A 20,054-nucleotide genomic window follows, 5' to 3' on the forward strand; every position below is an offset into this window, starting at 1 on the left:
AATGTAAATAAAAAGCATAATAAAAGAATGAAATTAAGTCTTTACATAGTGATTATCAGTTGTTTTTTTGCTTGTTCTTCTTTAGATACAAAAAAGAAAAATGAACCTAAAAATTCTAAAATAATTGGTTACGTTGCAGGTTATGAGGATTTTGATCCGGCTAAAGTAGATGCGACTAAATTAACTCATGTTAATTATGCTTTTGCAAATATTGTAAATGGCAATGTTCAGTTTGAATTAGCTACTGATGATGCTAAAATCAAAGCATTGATGGGACTTAAAAAGCAAAATCCTTCATTGAAAGTCTTATTTTCAATAGGTGGATGGGTTTGGTCTGATCAGTTTTCTAATGTTGCTGCATATCAAAATTCGAGGGAACAATTTGCAAAAAGTGCGGTACAATTGATGAAAAAATACGGATTTGACGGAATTGATATTGATTGGGAATTTCCCGGACAAAGAGCGGAAGACAATGTGTTCAGACCATCCGATAAAGACAATTTTACGTTGTTACTAGCCGAATTACGTAAACAGTTAGAAATACAAACCACTTCAGATAAGGTTCATTATTTATTAAGTATTGCTTCGGGAGCTGATCAAAATTATTTAGATCATACCGATTTAAAAGCGGCTCAAAAATGCCTGGATTACATTAATATCATGGGTTATGATTTTTATAATGGTTGGATGTATCAAACCGGACATCATGCTAATTTAAATGCTTCAAAATTTGAAAAATTTGGTGGAGATAATTTGACTAAAACAGTTGATGCCTATTTGAAGACAGGAATAACTGCCGATAAAATCGTTGTTGGGATTCCTTTTTATGGAAGAAAATGGTCTAAAGTAAATCCACAAAATAACGGTTTGTATCAATCGGCGCAAACAGGTGCAGAGATTATCGCTTATTGGAAAATTAAAGAAGAAATAGCTACCGGAAAATACAAACAGCTTTATGATGAGTCGGCAAAAGCTTCTTATTTGTGGAATGAAAAAGACGGCATTTTTATTTCTTATGAAACACCAAATGAGATTGAATTGAAAGCAAATTTTATTAAAACTAAAGGTTTAGGTGGAGCTATGTTCTGGGAATATAGTTTGGATAGTAAACAAGAATTACTGGATACGCTTTTTGAAAACATGAAAAAATAGTTTTAAGAATAACAAAAAGAAAAATTAATTATGAAATATATTCAACTATTATTTTTAGGATTAATCATCACGGCTTGTTCGAATAAGATAATCCAAAATTCAGAAGTGAAACATAAAGCAAAAGATTTTGAATTTGGAGTTTGGATTTCAGCCGATGCTAAACGTAGTGACGAATCTTATAGTGTTGAATTTAAAAAGTACCACGAAGCGGGTATTGATGAGGTTTTAATCAACACGGGTACAAGTCCTGAGTTGTTGAAAAGATTAGTTCCATTGGCTAAAAATGAAGGATTACGAGTTCATGCCTGGATTATGACTATGAATCGTCCAGGGGATAAAGTTGCCTTACAACATCCAGATTGGTATATGGTGAGCCGAAGCGGGAAATCCTGTTTTGATGATCGTCCGTATGTAGATTATTATCAGTGGCTGTCTCCAAGTCATCCAGAAGCTCGCCAGCATATTTATGATTTATTAGAAGGACTGGCTAAAGTAGAAGGTGTAGAAAGTGTACACTTGGATTATATTCGTTACCCTGATGTTTTTTTGCCAATTGGTTTGTTGCCAAAATATAATTTGGTTCAAAATACTGAATTACCAGATTATGATTTTGATTATTCAGATGCCAGTGTCAATGCATTTATAAAGGAATTTGGTAGAGACCCAAGAAAAATCGAACATCCTGAAATTGATATGGAATGGAAGCAATTTCGTTTGAACCAAATAAGAAATGTAGTCAATCATGCTTATGAAATTGCCCATAAATATGGAAAAACTCTAACTGCAGCAGTATTCCCTTATCCGGAAATGGCTGATCACATGGTGCGACAACGTTGGGATAAATGGGATATTGATGAGGTTTATCCAATGATTTATCATAACTTTTACAATGAAGGAATTAATTGGGTAGGTTTTGCTACTCAACAAGGAGTGACTGATTTAAAAGGAAGAATCACAAAAGTTAATACAGGAATTTATATTCCCGGAATAGAAAATGATGCTGATTTAAGAAAAGCGATCCTGACAGCTAAAGAAAACGGCGCTAAAGGTGTAGCATTTTTTGATGGAAATGCCATATCTGATGCATATTTGAAAGTAATCAAAACTACTAAAGAAAGTCTAAAATAAATTGCAAACTAAATCTAATTACTAACTCAATCTAAGACTATGTCAAACAGAAGAAATTTTATTAAAAAAACTACTTTAGGAACCATAGGCTTAGGTACTTTTATAGGAGTCAATGGAATGACTACGCCAGAGACTCCTTTAAAAAGTGCTTCAAAAAAAGTCAAAAAACCTGTTGTTATTTCGACTTGGAATCATGGTTTGCCAGCTAATGAGGAAACTTGGACGCAAATTAAAGCGGGAAAAAAAGCTTTAGATGCGCTTGAAGCTGGCTTGAGAATTCCAGAGGCTGATCCTAAAGTACGAAGCGTTGGTTATGGAGGCTATCCGGATCGTGAGGGAAAAGTAACTTTGGATGCCTGCATTATGGATCATAACAGCAATTGTGGTTCAGTATCTTTTTTAGAAGGGATTATGCATCCCATTTCGGTAGCTAAAAGAGTTTTAGAGAACACACCACATGTAATGTTGTCTGGATCTGGAGCGTTACAGTTTGCACTTTCTGAAGGATTTAAAGTGGAAAATCTATTAACTCCTGAAGCCGAAAAAGATTGGAAAAAATGGTTAGAAGAATCTAAATACAAACCCGTTATCAATTTTGAAAATCATGATACTATTAGTATGTTGATGGTAGATGAAGACGGAAATCTTGCCGGAGGTTGTACGACTAGCGGAGCGGCCTGGAAAATGCATGGACGTGTCGGTGACTCCCCAATCATCGGTGCGGGACTTTTCCTGGATAATGAAGTAGGAGCTGCAGCTGCAACCGGTTTAGGTGAAGCCGTAATTAGAACCGCCGGTAGTGCTATGGTGGTTGAATTAATGCGTCAGGGGAAATCGCCATATGAAGCTTGTAAAGAAATTACGGAACGAATTTATGAGAAACATAAAAACCACCGTGATATGGAATATCTACAAGTTGGATTTATTGCATTAAATAAAAATGGGGAACATGGAGCTTACAGTTTGCGTTCCGGTTTCAATTACGCTATTTGCGATGATGAAAAAGGAAATCGAATGGAAGACGCAAAGTTTAAAATGACTTGGGATAAATAATTTTACAGTCCTTAAAAATAAATACAAAGCCAAATACAGCATATAGAAGCCTTTTAAAATAAATAACTTATGAGAATAATTAAAACTACGATTGCCTTGTTTTTACTTCTGATTACGACTTCGGTTGTGGCACAGGAAGACATAGCTATTATACCTAAACCTGCTCAAACTGTAGTTAAACAAGGAAAGTTTCAATTTTCTTCAAGTACTAAATTCATTGTAAAAGGGGATGCACAAAAGGAAATAGCAGCGGCATTGATTGCTAAATTTCAATTGGCAGCAGGATGGAAACCTCAAATTTCAAATAAGAAACCTAAAAATAATTTTATCGAATTTAAAGTTGATAAAAACCTAAATAGAGAAGCTTATAAATTAGAAGTTACTTCAAAAAGTATCGTCATAACAGCAAAGGAAAATGCAGGTTTTATTTATGCTTTAGAATCCATCCGACAATTATTACCTACCGCAATTGAAAGTAAAAAAACAGTTGCTAATGTAAATTGGTCTGTTCCTAATGTGAGTATTATCGATGAACCTCGCTTTCAGTGGAGAGGTTTAATGTTGGATTTATCCCGTCATTTTTTTGATAAATCATATATAGAAGCTACAATTGACCGTTTGGCAATGCTAAAAATGAATGTATTGCATTTGCATTTGGTTGACGATCAGGGATGGAGAATGGAGATTAAAAAATATCCAAAATTAACCGAAGTTGGTGCTTGGCGTGTTAATCAGGAAAATCTAATATGGAATGCGCGATTAACGACAAATCCTGATGAAAAGGGAACTTATGGCGGATTTTTAACTCAGGAAGAACTGAAAGAAATTGTAAAATATGCTCAAAAGAAAAATATCGAAATCATTCCTGAAATCGAAATGCCGGCACACGTAAGTAGTGCTATTGCTTCTTATCCTGAATTGGGTTGTTTTAATCAAAGAATTGGAGTTCCATCAGGTGGACTTTGGCCATTAACTGATATTTATTGTGCGGGTAAAGAAACGACTTTTGAATTTTTACAAAATGTAATTGATGAAGTAATTGCCATTTTCCCTTCGAAATATATTCATATCGGTGGCGATGAAGCTACTAAGACTAATTGGGAAAAATGTCCTCATTGTCAAAAAAGAATTAAGGAGGAACATTTGAAAGATGTCCATGAATTACAAAGTTATTTTGTAAAGCGTATGGAAAAATACATCAATTCAAAGGGAAAAAGAGTTATAGGATGGGATGAGATATTAGAAGGTGGTTTAGCTCCGGATGCTACAGTAATGAGTTGGAGAGGTACTAAGGGCGGAATTGAAGCTGCTGATCAAGGTCATGATGTAATTATGACACCTGAAAATCCTTGTTATTTTAATTTTTATCAAGGTCCTCAAAACGAAGAACCTTTGGCCTTTAATGCTTACAATTTTTTAAATGAAGTCTATAAATTTGATCCTGTAGTTGACTCTATGTCACCAAAAGAAGCTGCACATGTTTTGGGTGGACAGGCTAATTTGTGGGCAGAATATCTGGCTACACCAAAGGATTCAGAATACATGATTTTTCCAAGGTTGGCTGCTTTGTCTGAAACACTTTGGAGTCCAAAAGATAATCGTAGCTGGAATGATTTTACTTCACGATTATTCCCTTTATTAAAACGTTACGATTATTTAGGAATCAATTATTCAAAGAGTGCTTATTTGGTAACAGCAACTTCAACAGCTGATTTAGCTAATAAATCAATAAAAATTGAATTAAAAAATGAGTTTCCTAATCCAGATATTCGTTATGTTTTAGGTGATAAAAGTATTGAAGTTGATGCAGTAAAATATGTGAAACCAATTGAAATAAAAGAATCTACCGTTTTAAAAGCTTCTTTATTTCAGGATAATAAACCAGTTGGTAAAACATATACTGATTCTATTGTTTTTCACAAAGCCTTTGCTAATAAGGTAAAATACAATACGCTTTACAATTCAAATTATAAAGGAGATGATTACACTCTAGCAAATGCTATTCGTGGAAGCAAAAATTTCCATGACGGACAATGGCAGGCTTGGTTAGTTGACGATATGAATGTGGTGATTGATTTAGAAACGACAAAAACAATTAGTGAGGTTGCTTTGGGTTCTTTAGAAAATCAAGGTGCCGGAATCTATTTTCCTACTGAGATCAAAGCATTTGTATCCACAGATGGAATTAATTATAAAGAAGTTGGGAAAGTTGAACACCCATTTGCTATCAATTCTTATGTAGAATTAAAAGATTTTAAAATAAACTTTAAACCTACTGCAGCAAAATTTGTAAAAGTAGTAGCTACAAATTTGAAAAAAAGTCCTAAAGGAGATAGTTCCTTTATGTTTTTTGATGAAATTGTAGTGAAGTAACTTTCAATTTTAGGTTTTATAAATGTATAATTTGGAACAAAGAATGAACAAACTATTATTTAAATTCGGAATAGTATTAATGTGTTTGATGCCGCTTTTCAATCAGGCGCAAACAAAAGGATTTTCTATCGCTAATGGAGAATTCCAACAGGATGGAAAAATTGTTAAAATACATTCAGGAGAAATGCACTATGAACGTATTCCAAAAGAATATTGGAGGCATAGATTGCAAATGCTTAAAGCCATGGGAATGAATACCGTGGCGACTTATGTGTTTTGGAATTATCATGAAATCGCTCCGGGAATATGGGATTTTAAAACCGGAAATAAAAATTTGGCTGAATTTATTCGCACAGCTAAAAGTGAAGGATTGTATGTGATTTTGAGACCAGGACCTTATGCCTGTGGAGAATGGGAATTTGGAGGTTATCCTTGGTGGTTACAAAATAATCCTGATTTAGTAATTCGTACCAATAATAAAGCCTTTTTAGAAGCTTGTAAAAGCTATTTAGAACATTTGTCTGCCGAAGTAAAAGGACTTTTTTCTAATCAGGGAGGGCCAATTATTATGGTTCAGGTTGAAAATGAATTTGGCTCTTATGTTTCTCAAAGAACAGATATCAATGCTAACGATCATAAGGAATACAAAACGGCTATTTACAATATGTTGAAATCCACTGGTTTTCAGGAGCCTTTTTTTACTTCTGACGGAACCTGGTTGTTTGAGGGGGGAGCTGTTGACGGAGTTTTGCCAACTGCTAATGGAGAATCAAATATTGAAAATTTAAAGAAGCAGGTTGATAAATTTCATAAAGGTCAGGGGCCTTATATGGTAGCGGAGTTTTATCCGGGATGGTTGGATCATTGGGCAGAACCATTTGTAAAAATCGGTTCTGAGGAAATTGCAAATCAAACCAAAAAGTACTTGGAAGCCGGCGTATCTTTTAATTATTATATGGCTCATGGAGGGACTAATTTTGGATTTACTTCTGGTGCTAATTATAATGAAGAAATGGATATTCAGCCTGATATTACAAGTTATGATTACGATGCACCTATTAGCGAAGCTGGTTGGACAACACCAAAGTTTTTGGCTATTCGAGATGTCATGCATAAATTTTCTAAAACAAAATTACCAGCTATACCTGAGAAAATTCCAGTAATAAAATTTCCTAATCAGCCTGTTAAATCCAGTATGGATGTTTTAAGCTGGATTAAAAAGGAAAAAGCAGTTGTAAATGATCAACCCTTGACTTTTGAAAAACTGGGTCAGGGTAATGGTTATGTTTTGTATCGAAAAAGATTCACACAGCCTATTTCTGGAACTTTGAAAATCCAGGGATTAAGAGACTTTGCCACTGTATATATTAATGGATCAAAGGTAGGGGAACTAAACAGAGTTTTCAAAAACTACGAGTTGCCAGTTACCATTCCTTTTAATGGAATTTTAGAAATTTTGGTTGAAAACATGGGACGTATTAATTACGGTGCCGAAATTGTTCACAATACCAAAGGAATTATTTCTCCAGTAGTAATCAATGAATATGAAATTACCGGAGGTTGGGAAATGTATAAAATGCCTATGAGTGAAGTTCCAACAGTTAAAAATGAAACTATCAAATTAGGTCGACCAGTTTTGTATGAATCCATTGTAAACATTGATAAACCGGCTGATACTTTTCTGGATATGTCAGCCTGGGGCAAGGGAATTGTATTTGTAAACGGACATAATTTAGGACGCTATTGGAAAGTAGGACCGCAACAAACCTTATATGTACCAGGTTGTTGGTTGAATAAAGGTGTAAATAGCATTGTAGTATTAGAACAACTAAATGAAAAAGCACAAACCCAATTAACATTTACTGACCAACCGATACTTGAAACATTAAATACAGAGACTAAGTAATAACAGATTTAAGAATTAAAATACGAAAGAATGAAAAAAAGCATAGCAATCATAGCATTATTGTTTTCAGTACAAATCTTTTCTCAAGCCATTTATGAAGATGAGCGTTATGTACCGGAAACCGATCCATTGGTATTGAAAAATTTAGAAGAATGGCAAGGTAAAAAGTTTGGTTTACTAATGCACTGGGGAACTTACAGCCAATGGGGAATCGTAGAATCATGGTCTATATGTCCTGAAGATTATGGCTGGTGTGAACGTAAAAAAGGCAGCAATCCATCAAATTATAATGATTACATAAAAGATTACGAAGGTTTAAGAAAAACTTTTAATCCGGTAAAATTTGACCCAGAAAAATGGGCCAAAGCGGCTAAATATGCTGGTATGAAATACATGGTCTTTACCACAAAACACCATGACGGATTTAATATGTATGATACTAAATATTCTGATTATAAAATCACTAGTAAAGACGTTCCATTTCATTCAAACCCTAAAGCTGACGTTTTGAAAGAAGTTTTCAATGCTTTCAGAACCGAAAAAATCTCAACAGGAGCGTACTTTTCAAAACCAGACTGGCATAGTGAATATTATTGGGATCCATATTTTCCTCCTTTTGATAGAAATGTAAATTACGATCCTGCTTTATACCCTGAAAAATGGCAGAAATATGTCGATTTTACGCATAACCAAATTATGGAAATCTTGACTAACTATGGTAAAGTAGATATTTTATGGTTAGACGGAGGTTGGGTTCGTAAAAGAGACCAAGTAAACATCAAAGAAAACTACGACGAGAAATTTACTGAAAACGAATCTAAAAACGGTTTCATTAAACACAGAGTAGTGGATCAGGATCCTAAAATGGACGAATTAGTAGCCAAAGCTCGTGTTAAACAACCAGGTTTAATTGTGGTAGACAGAGCAGTTCATGGTAAAAACCAAAACTATTTAACTCCAGAAGGACGTGTGCCTGCTAAAACATTGCCTTATCCTTGGGAATCTTGTATTCCTGCTGGCGGAGGATGGTCTTATACTCCAGATGCACAATATTTAACAGGACGTCAGGGGATTCATATGTTAGTTGATATTGTTGCAAAAGGTGGAAACTTATTATTAAACATTGCGCCAAGTCCTGAAGGGGAGTGGGATAAAGCAGCTTATGATTTGTTACAGGCTTATGGTGACTGGATGAAAGTAAACAGCACAGCGATTTACAACTCAAAACCTATTGAGCCTTACAAAGAAGAAAACATCTGTTTTACCCAAAATAAAGCAGGCAATGTATATGCTTTTTATTTAGCTAAAGAAGGAGAAAATAAAATTCCGGCTGAAGTTACAGTAAAATCAATCAGTCCTAAAAAAGGAACTAAGATTACGCTTTTAGGTTCAAAAACGGCGCTAAAATGGACTAAATTTGATAAAGGATTTAAAGTAGTAATTCCTGAAAATTTAAGAAACAATTTGCCTTGTAAAGAAGCTTGGACTTTAAAAATCGAAGCAATAAACCGTTAAGATTGAAACCTATGGTTTTAAAAAATAAAAATATTATTCAGGTAACATGTATTTTGTACATGCTGTTTGTTAAAAGCACTATTTCTGCACAGCAACCGGCTGATTTTGTCAACCCAATAATTGGGACATCCAACTATGGTGCGGCTTTTCCCGGGCCCATTGCACCACGCGGAATGGCAAGTATAAGTCCGTTTAATGTTTCCGGACCACAGAATCTACCTTTGGAAAAAGACAGTCAATGGCTATCCAATCCGTATGTAAATGAGAATACTTTTTTGACAGGATTTAGTCAGGTGAATTTGAGTGGTGTTGGCTGTCCGGAATTGGGTGTTATTTTGTTAATGCCCACCACTGGTGAAGTAGAAATAGATCATTTAAAATACGGTTCTACTTATTCTGACGAAGTAGCCAAAGCAGCTTATTACAGTGTAAATATTGATAAATACAAAGTAAAAGGTGAATTTACTGCTTCTAAGCGTGTTGGTGTAAGCCGATTCACTTTCCCGAAAGGGCAATCGAATGTTTTATTAAATCTGGGAGTTGGTTTAACCAATGAAGAAGGAGCCATGATTAAAGTGGTTTCGAATACTGAAATTGAAGGAATGCGTTCTGTTGGTTCATTTTGTTACAATAGTCCGGAAGATGCTTATCCGGTTTATTTCGTGGCTAAATTTTCGAAGCCTGCAGCCAAATTTGGTGTGTGGAAAAAACCAGCCAAATACAATGGTGTTGAAGGACAATGGATGGGGTACAATGGAAAAGCAAGGATGATGGAAAATACAATCAAAACCGTTGTAGGTGATAGTATTGGAAGTTATTTTACCTATAAATTCGACAAAGAAGAAACGGTTGAAGTGAAAATTGGTATTTCCTATGTCAGTATCGAAAACGCTCGTGAAAACCTGGCAAAAGAAGTAGGAAACAAATCATTTGAAACTGTTTACAAAGAAACCTATGACGAATGGAACGAAGAATTATCTAAAATTGCAGTCGAAGGTGGTTCTAAAGATGACAAAACTATTTTTTACACTGCTTTGTATCACACATTAATTCACCCCAATACTTTAAATGATGTCAATGGAGAATATCCGGAAATCAAAAGAAGTAAAATAGGTAAAACCGGTGGTACTCGTTATACCGTATTTTCATTATGGGATACGTATAGAAATTTACATCAGTTGATGTCTTTGGTGTATCCAAAACAGCAATCAGATATGGTGAAAAGTATGATTGAAATGTACGATGAAAATGGCTGGTTACCTAAATGGGAATTGAATTCAACCGAAACTTTTACGATGGTTGGAGATCCGGCAAGCATTGTCATTGCGGATACTTATCTGAAAGGAATTCGTGATTTTAATGTACAAAAAGCCTACAAAGCGATGCTGAAAGGAGCTGATCAAATGGAAAATAATCCGCTTCGTCCAGGATTGAAAGATTATATCCAAAAAGGTTTTTTAACAACGGATAACAGAGGACCGGTTTCGACAACTCAGGAATATAATATTTCTGATTATGCCATTTCACTTTTAGCGGATGCTTTAGGGAAAAAAGCCGATGCGAAACGATTTAAAGCACGTTCCTTTTCGTATCGAAAATTATTCGATAAAAATTTAAAATTATTTCGACCAAGAATAGCAAATGGCAGTTGGTATGAACCTTTTGATCCAAATTCCGGAGCTAATTTTGAAGAAAATGTTGGTTTTATTGAAGGAAATGCGTGGCAATATAATTTTATGGTTCCGCACGATATCAATGGATTAAAAAAATTGATGGGTGGAGATAAAGCCTTTTCGGCACAATTGCAGAAAATCTTTGATAGCAAACAATTTGATATGGCTAATGAACCGGATATCGCTAATCCTTATTTGTTTAATTATGTAAAAGGTGAGGAATTCAAAGCTCAGGAAAATGTAAAAAGACTGGTACGCGAATATTTCCAAAACAAACCAAAAGGATTACCAGGAAATGATGATACAGGGACCATGTCGGCTTGGTTAGTGTATTCAATGATGGGAATTTACCCAATTGTTCCGGGAGAACCAGTTTATACCATTACAACGCCAATGTTTGATAAAGTAACGATCAAATTAGATTCAAAATATTATAAAAATGACAGTATTGTAATCGAAAAAGAAGTCAATACCGATGGAAAAATCAAAGCAATACAATTGAACGGTAAACCACTAAATAGTTTTTTTATTTCTCATGACAATTTAGTTAATGGAAAGACTTTAAAAGTGATACAGAATTAAAAAATACGCCTAAAATATGTTAGAATTAAAAATTAAAAAAACAGCTATTCTTTTTGTGATGGCTGTTAGTTTTAGTCAAGCTGGCTTTGCTCAGAAAAAATATCCTTATCAGGATTCCAAATTACCTGTTGAGGAAAGAGTAAAAGACCTGTTAAGTCGTATGTCTCTTGAAGAAAAAGTACGTCAGATGGACATGTACCGAGGCGATTTTTTTAAAGAAAAAGAAGATTTTGCCAAGTCTAAATCAGCTGAAAAAATAGGGAAATTAGGAATTGGAGCTATTCATGATCTTTATCCGCGTTCAGCAAAAATGATTAATGACTTACAGACTAATGTCATCAAAGGGAATCGTTGGGGAATTCCGGCTTTAATTATGTGTGAAATGCTTCACGGATATTTAGATGAAGGAAGTACGGCTTTCCCAATGAACATCGGACTTGGTGCAACTTGGGATACTGCATTGATGAAAAAAGTAGGAGGCGTTATCGGAATGGAAGCCCGTGCTCACGGAGTTCATTTTGGTTTTGGACCTAATTTAGATTTAGGGCGTGAACCAAGATGGGGAAGAGTTGCTGAAACTTTTGGTGAAGATGCTTACCTGAATAGTGAAATTGGTTTAGGATTTATCCAAGGATTACAAGGAGACGATTTAAAATCAGATCGTTCTATTATTGCTGAACCAAAGCACTTTGCCGTTCACGGTATTCCACAGGCGGGAGGAAATTCATCGCCAATTTTGGTAGGAGAACGTTCTGCACGTGAAGATCATTTACCTTCTTTCGAAAAAGCCTTTAGAAAAGGTGGTGCTTTAGGAACAATGTGTGCTTATTCTGAATTAGACGGAATTCCTTGTGCTGCAAATCATTGGTTATTAACGGATGTTTTGAGAAACGAATGGGGTTTTAAAGGACTTGTTGTATCCGATTTAGGAGCTATTAAATACATCCAAACGACTCATAAAGTGTCTGATTCTCCAAAAGAAAGTATCCGGGAAGCGGTTTCAGCAGGAGTGGATATGCAGTTTTATGATTTTTCAAATGAATTCTGGCAAAATACAATTATTGAATTAGTAAATGAAAAGAAATTATCAATGGAAAATATTGACCGTGCCGCGGGAGACGTTTTACGTTTGAAATTCTTATTGGGATTATTTGAAAATCCATTTACTGATAAAAATCTAATCAAAGAGCGTTTTCATACCAAAGAAAATCAGGATGTTGCTTTAGAAGCTGCTCAAAAATCCATGATTTTATTGAAGAATGAAAACAATCTTCTTCCATTAAAAAAAGACCTTAAAAACATTGCCGTTATTGGACCAAATGCTAATGCTTCGAGATTGGGAGGTTATTCTCCAAAAAATAGTGTTGGTGTAACTGTTTTTGAAGGAATTCAGCAATTAGTTGGAAAAACAGCTAATGTAGTTTATGAAGAAGGTGTACCCTTGATTATAAAAGGGCAGGCAATTCCTTCTAAATATTTATTTACTTCAGACGGATCTCAAAATGGATTAAAGGGGGAATATTTTAATAATAGAAATTTAGAAGGAACTCCAGCTTTAACTCGTATTGATAGCCAATTAGAGTTTGACTGGCCCTGGGCGCCTGGTGATGGTGTAAATGTGGATGATTTTTCTATTCGTTGGACAGGTTATATTCAATCAGATAAAGCTTTTGACGGATGGTTAGGCTTAAGTTCAGATGACGGAATCAGAATGTGGGTTGATGATCAATTGGTAATAGACAACTGGACAAAAGGAGCAACAAGTATTGTAACGACTCCAAAAAATATTGAAGCAGGTAAAAAATACAAAGTTCGTATCGAAATGTGGGAAGGAGGCTGGGGAGCCAGAGCACATTTACGTTGGAATCTGGAAAAAGTAAACTTACAACCAGCAGTTGAAGCTGCAAAAAAAGCAGATGTTGCCGTTGTTGTTTTAGGAGAATCAAACGAATTAGTTGAAGAAAACAGAGATGTTGCCGATTTGAATTTACACGGAATGCAACAAGAATTGATCGAAGCCATTCAAAAAACCGGAACACCTGTAGTTTGTGTATTATTGAACGGTCGTCCATTATCAACTAACTGGATTGCCGAAAATATTCCGGCTATTATAGAAGGATGGTTTCCAGGAGAGAAAGGTGGTAGAGCAGTAGCTGATGTATTATTTGGTGATTACAATCCTGCTGGAAGATTGCCTATTACAGTTCCTAAATCGGTTGGACAATTACCAATTTATTACAATCAAAAACCATCTGCCATTCACAGATATGTTAGCGAAAGCGAAAATCCATTATTTACATTTGGTTACGGATTAAGTTATACCACTTTTGAATATTCTAATTTAAAATTGAATGCTTCAGAAATTAAAAAAGTTGGTCAAATTAAAGTAGCAGTGGATGTGAAAAATACTGGTGACAGAGACGGTGAAGAAGTGGTACAACTTTACATTAATGATGTTTATAGCAGTACAACAACACCCGAAAAATCATTGAAAGGATTTAAAAGAATATTCATCAAAAAAGGAGAAACGCAACATGTAGAATTTACATTAACCCCAGATGAATTATCCCTTTGGAACAGACAAATGAAAAGAGTTGTAGAACCAGGTGATTTTGAAGTAATGGTGGGAGGGAATTCAACTAATTTACAAAAGATTAAGTTTGTGGTAAAAAAGGATTAATTCTTTTGAATTTCCTCGATAGGGGATTCTTTGAGTTTAATTGTATATTATTTAAAATGGAAAAACAAAACTGTTTTGCGAATAGCAAAACAGTTTTGTTTTTTTATAACTATTTTGACTATTATTTGATATGTTGTTTGTTGTTTTAATATTTATATCTAAAAATGAGTCAGAATAATGAAAAAAAAATAATTTAAATAATATGGTGTTGTTGTATTGTTTTCTTAATAAATATATATTGAAATAAGAATTTTAATGAAAATAACACTGAAATATGACCAACGTCTTTTTAAATTTGTCATTGGTCGAAATTATGAAATACAAACAAATCTTTCTCTTTACATTTAACTAAGTATTAACGCAAGGTTAACTAATTAGAAACAAATTTACTAACTCAAAAACAAAATTATGATTCAAAAGGTATTAAAACTACTGCTTGTATTTTGCTTGTTTGGCTATCAGAGTGCTAAAGCACAAAATACAACAGTTTCGGGGAAAATTACAGACGCTGCAAGTGGGATGAGTCTGCCTGGTGTGAATGTTATTGTGAAAGGAGTTCCTACGGGAGGGGCTTCAACTGATTTTGATGGAAATTTTACCATTAAGGTTCCTTCTAAATCGGCTACATTAGTAGTTTCATTTATTGGTTATAGCACAAAAGAAGTACCGCTTAACGGTGTAAGTTCAATTACAATTACTTTAAGTGAAGATTCACAAAAATTAGATGAAGTAGTAGTTACAGCTTTAGGTATTAAAAGGGAGAAAAAAGCCATTACTTATTCTGCACAAAATGTAAATGTTGATGAGATTTCTCAGGCTAGGTCATTAAACGTTGCCAATTCACTTTCAGGAAAAGTAGCAGGTTTAAATTTTTCAACTACTTCTAATGGTGTAGGTAGTTCTTCAAGAATTACATTAAGAGGTAATAGATCTCTTAATGGAAACAATCAGCCTTTGTATGTTGTTGATGGTGTGCCGTTGAGTAATGGATCAACAGATGGAAATCCTGATATTGATACAGGAGGGACTACACAACCTGATGGTATTTCAAATCTTAATCCGGATGATATTGCTTCTATGACTGTTTTAAAAGGACCTTCAGCAGCAGCATTATATGGAAGCAGAGCCAGTAATGGTGTAATTGTTATTACAACTAAGTCAGGATCGAAAAACAAAGCGATGCAAATTAACATATCTTCTAATTTTATGGCTTCTTCAGCTTATAATTTATTGGATTTGCAAAATCAGTACGGTCAGGGAGAAAGTGGAGTTTATAATGCTACTGCAGAATCAAGTTGGGGAGGAAAGTTAGATGGTAGTCAGGTTTCTGCTTGGCAGTTAGTACGTAATCCAGATTATTCAGGTGCTGCAACTTCAAGTTATGTTGCTCAACCTAATAATGTTAAAGATTTTTTTAAAACAGGTTATAATTTAGCAAATACTTTGTCTATCTCTACAGGCTCAGAAAAGACTCAAGCTTATTTCTCTTATACAAATACGGTTGCCGAAGGTATTGTGGGTGGAAATAAATTAGGAAGACATAATGCTAATTTGAGATTAACTAGTGACCTTACGGATAAACTATCTTTAGACGTAAAAACAAATTATATTGTTCAGGATATTGATAATATGATTCGTACCGGTGAGGAATCTATAGGAACTTCACTTTATTTATTACCAAGAAGTATTGCTCATAGTGATTATAAAAATTTCGAATACAGAGATGCTTCAGGACAATTACAACAAAATTACTTTACAGATGAAGTTGGACAAGCAGGAGGAAATCCTTATTGGTCAGCTCTTAGAGATAATTCGCGTACTGATCAAAGAAATAGATTTATTGGTTTTGCTGCTTTAAAATACAAATTCACTAATGAATTGAGTTTACAAGTAAGAACTGGTTTAGATCAAATGACTAATAAAAATTTTAGTGACAGATATGCTACTAATAGATTTAACAATGATTTGGGAAATTATTCAGAAATGTATGAAACCGTAAGAGAATTAAATTCAGATGTGTTATTAAGTTATAATACTAAATTTGGTGAATTTTCTTTGACAGCCAATGCAGGAGCGAATATGTTAAAACAAACAACATCTTCATTGTCTTCAGGAGGTAGATTAAGTAGAAGAAATTTCTTTGCTTTATCAAATATTGAAACGGTTCAATCAATTTCATCACTTTCAGAAAAACAAATAAACTCTCTTTATGGTTCTACTCAATTAGGTTATAAAAATTATTTGTTTTTAGATTTAACAGCCAGAAATGATTGGTCTTCTACTTTACCTGCAAAAAATCGTTCTTTCTTTTATCCTTCTGTAGGTTTATCTGGTGTAATTTCAGATATGGTTGAATTACCTGAAGCCATTAGTTATGCTAAAGTAAGAGCTTCTTATGCTCAAGTGGGGAACGATACAAATCCTTATCAATTAAGTCCTCAATTATCTTATATTGGAGGAAATGGAGGTATGGTTTATTCACAAACTACTGCTGTTAATCCGAATCTTAAACCTGAAATTTCAAGTTCTACGGAATTTGGTACAGAACTTAAATTCTTAAATAATCGTTTAGGATTAGATGTAACATATTTTAATACAAATACAAAAAATCAAATTTTTTACATCAACACGCCAGAAGCTTCTGGATATTCAAGAGCAGTTGTTAATGGAGGAACTATCCAAAATAAAGGGGTAGAGGTTATGCTTACAGCAACTCCTGTTGAAACTGACAATTTTTCATGGGACATAACAACCAACTTCTCTTCTTACAAATCAAAAGTAAAATCCATTTTTGAAGATAGAGATGAATTAGTTCTTGGTGAAGGACGCTTAGTGAGAAGTAAAATTATCAAAGGTGGTGAGTATGGAGATTTATACATCAAAGGTTTTCAAAGAACAGATGATGGAAAAATTATTGTGAATTCAGCGGGTTTACCTATTGCTACTAATAGTTTTGATGTATTAGCTGGAAATTTCAATCCTGATTGGACTGCCGGATTTAAAAACAACTTTAGATTTAAAGATTTCAATTTAAGTTTTCTTATTGATATGAGAATTGGAGGAGAAGTGATTTCTTATACTCAAGCCAGACAAGCAGGATTAGGAGTAAATACAATGACATTGGCGGGTCGTGAAAATGGTTTTATTGTTGATGGTGTAGTTTCCGATGGAAATGGAGGATATACTCCTAATACAGTAACAGTTTCGGCAGAAGATTACTGGACTTCAGTAGGACAAAGAACTCCTATTGCAGAACCTTTTATTTATGATGCTACAAATATTCGATTAAGAGAATTAGTATTTGGATATACAATGCCTAAAAGCTTATTGAAAAATTCAGTTTTCAGTAGTTTTAACGTTTCTCTTGTTGCCAGAAATTTATTCTTTATCGTAAATAAAGCTAAATATTTTGATCCAGAGCAAGGAGCTGGTACAGGGAACTTGCAAGGTATAGAGTCTTTCAATATTCCTTCTACTAGAGATTACGGAGTGAATGTGAAATTTGGATTTTAATTAAAAAAAATAAAGTATGAAAAATAGTTATAAAATTAAAACATTAGCAGCAATATTAACTGTTAGCGTTTTTACAAGTTGTACCAAAGATTTTGATGAACTAAATACCAATAAAAATACCTTAACAACTGATCAATTAGATGCTTCATTAGCCGGACCAGCTTTTTTATCCGCTCAGTATGCAGGTATACATAATGGTTCTTATTCTTCACCTGGTGTTGATGATCAGGGAACTTGGGGAATAGCAACTGGTATTATATCTTCTACTTTTGTTCAATATATGAACACAGGATACAGCACTGATAGAAATGCTTTTGGATCTTTTGGTGAAAGAGGTTGGTTACGTTTTTACACTGTAGCTGTGCCTGCACTAAATAATGCTTTTATAGCAGCAAAAGACGATGCAGAAGCTACTGCAATTTTAAAAATTTGGAAAGTTTTTATGTTCAATCAAATGACGGATCATTATGGACCTATTCCTTACACTGAGGCTGGTAATGGAAAAGCAAATGTAGCTTATGATTCTCAGGAATCGATTTATGAAGATTTCTTTAAATTATTGGATGAGGCTAATACAACTTTATCTGCAACCAATACTTCTACAGTAGGATTATATGCAACTTCTGATAGAATTTTTAATGGAATCGTAGCCAATTGGAAAACATTTGGAAACAGTCTTAGATTACGTTTAGCTTTACGTATATCAGGTGTTCAACCAGATAAAGCTAAAACACAAGCTGAACTTGCTGTCGCTAATGGAGTGATGGAGTCAAATGCACAAAGTGCTACCTTTAAAGTTAGTGATATTACACCAAATAACTTGAATATGATTGTAAATAGTTGGGGATATTATATGACGGCTTCTATGGAAAGTATTCTTAAAGGTTATAATGATCCAAGGATGTCGAAATGGTTTGCACCAAATGCAGATGGAATTTATTTAGGAAAACCTGCCGGTGGATTACAAAGTCAATTTGGAACTACAAAATTTTCTCCATTTAGTGATGCTTTAGCAGGTGATTTTCAAAACACTAAAGCGATTGAAATCATGATGGCTTCAGAGAGTTATTTGAATCGTGCAGAAGGAGCTTTGAACGGATGGAATATGGATGGTACAGCAAAAGATTTGTATGAAACAGGAATTTCATTATCTATGAATCAATGGGGTATCACAGATCCGACAGCAATTAGCAATTATGTTTCAGGAACATCGACGCCAGTAGTACCTGCAATTACTACATTGTATCCTAGTTTAGATTTATATACACCACCAGTTACTGTTGCTGTTTCTTGGGCTGGTACAGAAGCGGATCAGCGTAAGCAAATTACGGTTCAAAAATATTTGGCATTATTTCCTGAATCTTGGGAATCTTGGGCAGATTTGCGTAGAACTGATGTTAGTGTAGTTTATCCATTATTGAATACGGATAATGTTGATGCAGGAGTTGGTAAAAGTTTAATGAAACGAGTTATTTATACTACAAATGAATATTCTTCAAATGGATCAGCTCTTTTAGATGGAATTCAAAAATTAGGTGGTCCAGATACCGGAGGGACTAAACTTTGGTGGGACGTTAATTAATCCCTTTTTTGAGATGATTTTTTAATCTCTTTCATTTAATAATTAAAATAAAAGGAGAAGGAATTCTCCTTTTATTTTTTCTAAATGTCATTTCTTTTAGTGAACTTATGGAATTATTTAATCAATACTTATGAAACTTGAGATCTGTGCTTCATCGTATCAATCGGCCACAAATGCGCAAAATGCTGGCGCACATCGTATAGAGTTGTGTTCTGAATTAGCCTTGGGAGGAATTACGCCCTCATATGGCTTAATCAAAAGAGTAAAGGATAATCTTTCCATACCGGTACATGTATTGATAAGACCACGGAGTGGAAATTTTATTTATTCTGATGAAGAATTTGAAATTATGAAAGCAGATATTAAACTGTGCAAAGAATTGGGATGTCAGGGAATTGTTTCAGGCGTTTTAAAATCAGACAATACGATTGATGTTATTAGAACGCAAGAATTAATTGAATTGTCAAAACCATTATCATTTACTTTTCACAGAGCTTTTGATTGGGTTGAAGATTCTTTTGAAGCACTTGAAATATTAAAAAATATTGGTGTAAATCGAATTTTGACTTCCGGAAAAAGTACTTCAGCAACTGAAGGAATAGAACATCTAAAAGATTTAGAAACAAAGGCTCATAACAAATTAATAATCCTTCCGGGCAGTGGAATCAATTCTGAAAATGCATTGCAATTTAAAGAAGCCGGATTTAATGAAATTCATTGTTCAGCTTCGACTATACACTATGTAAATAAATTGGGAACAATACCGATGAATAGTTCCGTTTTTTTTGATGAACATATTCTCGTTCACTCTGATTATGATAAAATTAAAAAAATACTAGCATCCGTTAGTTAAAGTGCCTATTACGACATACTACTGACATAAATACTCATTGTTTC

General features: G+C 34.2%; 11 protein-coding genes. All 11 read left to right on the forward strand.

Going from position 1 to position 20,054, the window contains the following annotated elements:
• Window positions 1–27 precede the first annotated feature (27 nt).
• Window positions 28–1,152: a glycoside hydrolase family 18 protein gene (locus B6A10_RS07770; protein ID WP_238929375.1), complete on the forward strand. Its 1,125-nt coding sequence runs from the start codon at window positions 28–30 to the stop codon at window positions 1,150–1,152.
• Between the two features lie 30 nt (window positions 1,153–1,182).
• Window positions 1,183–2,280: a family 10 glycosylhydrolase gene (locus tag B6A10_RS07775; protein WP_188220422.1), complete on the forward strand. Its 1,098-nt coding sequence runs from the start codon at window positions 1,183–1,185 to the stop codon at window positions 2,278–2,280.
• Window positions 2,281–2,319: 39 nt separating this feature from the next.
• The gene (locus B6A10_RS07780) at window positions 2,320–3,333 is read left to right on the forward strand and encodes an isoaspartyl peptidase/L-asparaginase family protein (RefSeq protein ID WP_188220423.1); all 1,014 of its coding nucleotides are present in this window, start codon (window positions 2,320–2,322) and stop codon (window positions 3,331–3,333) included.
• A 69-nt stretch (window positions 3,334–3,402) separates the two neighbouring features.
• Window positions 3,403–5,706, forward strand: coding sequence for a glycoside hydrolase family 20 protein (locus tag B6A10_RS07785; RefSeq protein ID WP_188220424.1), 2,304 nt, complete (start codon window positions 3,403–3,405; stop codon window positions 5,704–5,706).
• 43 nt (window positions 5,707–5,749) lie between these two features.
• Entirely contained in the window at window positions 5,750–7,612 is a 1,863-nt protein-coding gene (locus B6A10_RS07790) for a glycoside hydrolase family 35 protein (RefSeq protein WP_188220425.1), read from the forward strand.
• 30 nt (window positions 7,613–7,642) lie between these two features.
• A complete protein-coding gene (locus B6A10_RS07795; protein WP_188220426.1) occupies window positions 7,643–9,127 on the forward strand; it encodes an alpha-L-fucosidase in 1,485 nt (494 codons plus the stop codon).
• An 11-nt stretch (window positions 9,128–9,138) separates the two neighbouring features.
• Window positions 9,139–11,382 carry a GH92 family glycosyl hydrolase gene (locus tag B6A10_RS07800; protein WP_188220427.1) on the forward strand — a complete coding sequence of 748 codons (2,244 nt, stop codon included), beginning with the start codon at window positions 9,139–9,141 and terminating at the stop codon, window positions 11,380–11,382.
• A gap of 16 nt (window positions 11,383–11,398) precedes the next feature.
• Window positions 11,399–14,062, forward strand: a complete 2,664-nt coding sequence (locus tag B6A10_RS07805) for a glycoside hydrolase family 3 C-terminal domain-containing protein (RefSeq protein WP_188220428.1) — start codon at window positions 11,399–11,401, stop codon at window positions 14,060–14,062.
• A 408-nt stretch (window positions 14,063–14,470) separates the two neighbouring features.
• On the forward strand, window positions 14,471–17,575 hold the full coding sequence (locus tag B6A10_RS07810) for a SusC/RagA family TonB-linked outer membrane protein (protein WP_188220429.1): 3,105 nt from the start codon (window positions 14,471–14,473) through the stop codon (window positions 17,573–17,575).
• Window positions 17,576–17,591: 16 nt separating this feature from the next.
• Entirely contained in the window at window positions 17,592–19,157 is a 1,566-nt protein-coding gene (locus tag B6A10_RS07815) for a SusD/RagB family nutrient-binding outer membrane lipoprotein (protein ID WP_188220430.1), read from the forward strand.
• A 130-nt stretch (window positions 19,158–19,287) separates the two neighbouring features.
• Window positions 19,288–20,010 carry a copper homeostasis protein CutC gene (locus B6A10_RS07820; protein WP_055092102.1) on the forward strand — a complete coding sequence of 241 codons (723 nt, stop codon included), beginning with the start codon at window positions 19,288–19,290 and terminating at the stop codon, window positions 20,008–20,010.
• The last annotated feature ends 44 nt before the right edge of the window (window positions 20,011–20,054 follow it).

The organism is Flavobacterium pokkalii, from assembly GCF_014596575.1.
Classification (GTDB): Bacteria; Bacteroidota; Bacteroidia; order Flavobacteriales; family Flavobacteriaceae; genus Flavobacterium; species Flavobacterium pokkalii.

Bases quoted from the DNA above. Each gene is read 5' to 3' on its own strand.
- B6A10_RS07770 (WP_238929375.1), top strand. From the start codon at position 28: ATGAAATTAAGTCTTTACATAGTGATTATCAGTTGTTTTTTTGCTTGT.
- B6A10_RS07775 (WP_188220422.1), top strand. From the start codon at position 1,183: ATGAAATATATTCAACTATTATTTTTAGGATTAATCATCACGGCTTGT.
- B6A10_RS07780 (WP_188220423.1), top strand. From the start codon at position 2,320: ATGTCAAACAGAAGAAATTTTATTAAAAAAACTACTTTAGGAACCATA.
- B6A10_RS07785 (WP_188220424.1), top strand. From the start codon at position 3,403: ATGAGAATAATTAAAACTACGATTGCCTTGTTTTTACTTCTGATTACG.
- B6A10_RS07790 (WP_188220425.1), top strand. From the start codon at position 5,750: ATGAACAAACTATTATTTAAATTCGGAATAGTATTAATGTGTTTGATG.
- B6A10_RS07795 (WP_188220426.1), top strand. From the start codon at position 7,643: ATGAAAAAAAGCATAGCAATCATAGCATTATTGTTTTCAGTACAAATC.
- B6A10_RS07800 (WP_188220427.1), top strand. From the start codon at position 9,139: ATGGTTTTAAAAAATAAAAATATTATTCAGGTAACATGTATTTTGTAC.
- B6A10_RS07805 (WP_188220428.1), top strand. From the start codon at position 11,399: ATGTTAGAATTAAAAATTAAAAAAACAGCTATTCTTTTTGTGATGGCT.
- B6A10_RS07810 (WP_188220429.1), top strand. From the start codon at position 14,471: ATGATTCAAAAGGTATTAAAACTACTGCTTGTATTTTGCTTGTTTGGC.
- B6A10_RS07815 (WP_188220430.1), top strand. From the start codon at position 17,592: ATGAAAAATAGTTATAAAATTAAAACATTAGCAGCAATATTAACTGTT.
- B6A10_RS07820 (WP_055092102.1), top strand. From the start codon at position 19,288: ATGAAACTTGAGATCTGTGCTTCATCGTATCAATCGGCCACAAATGCG.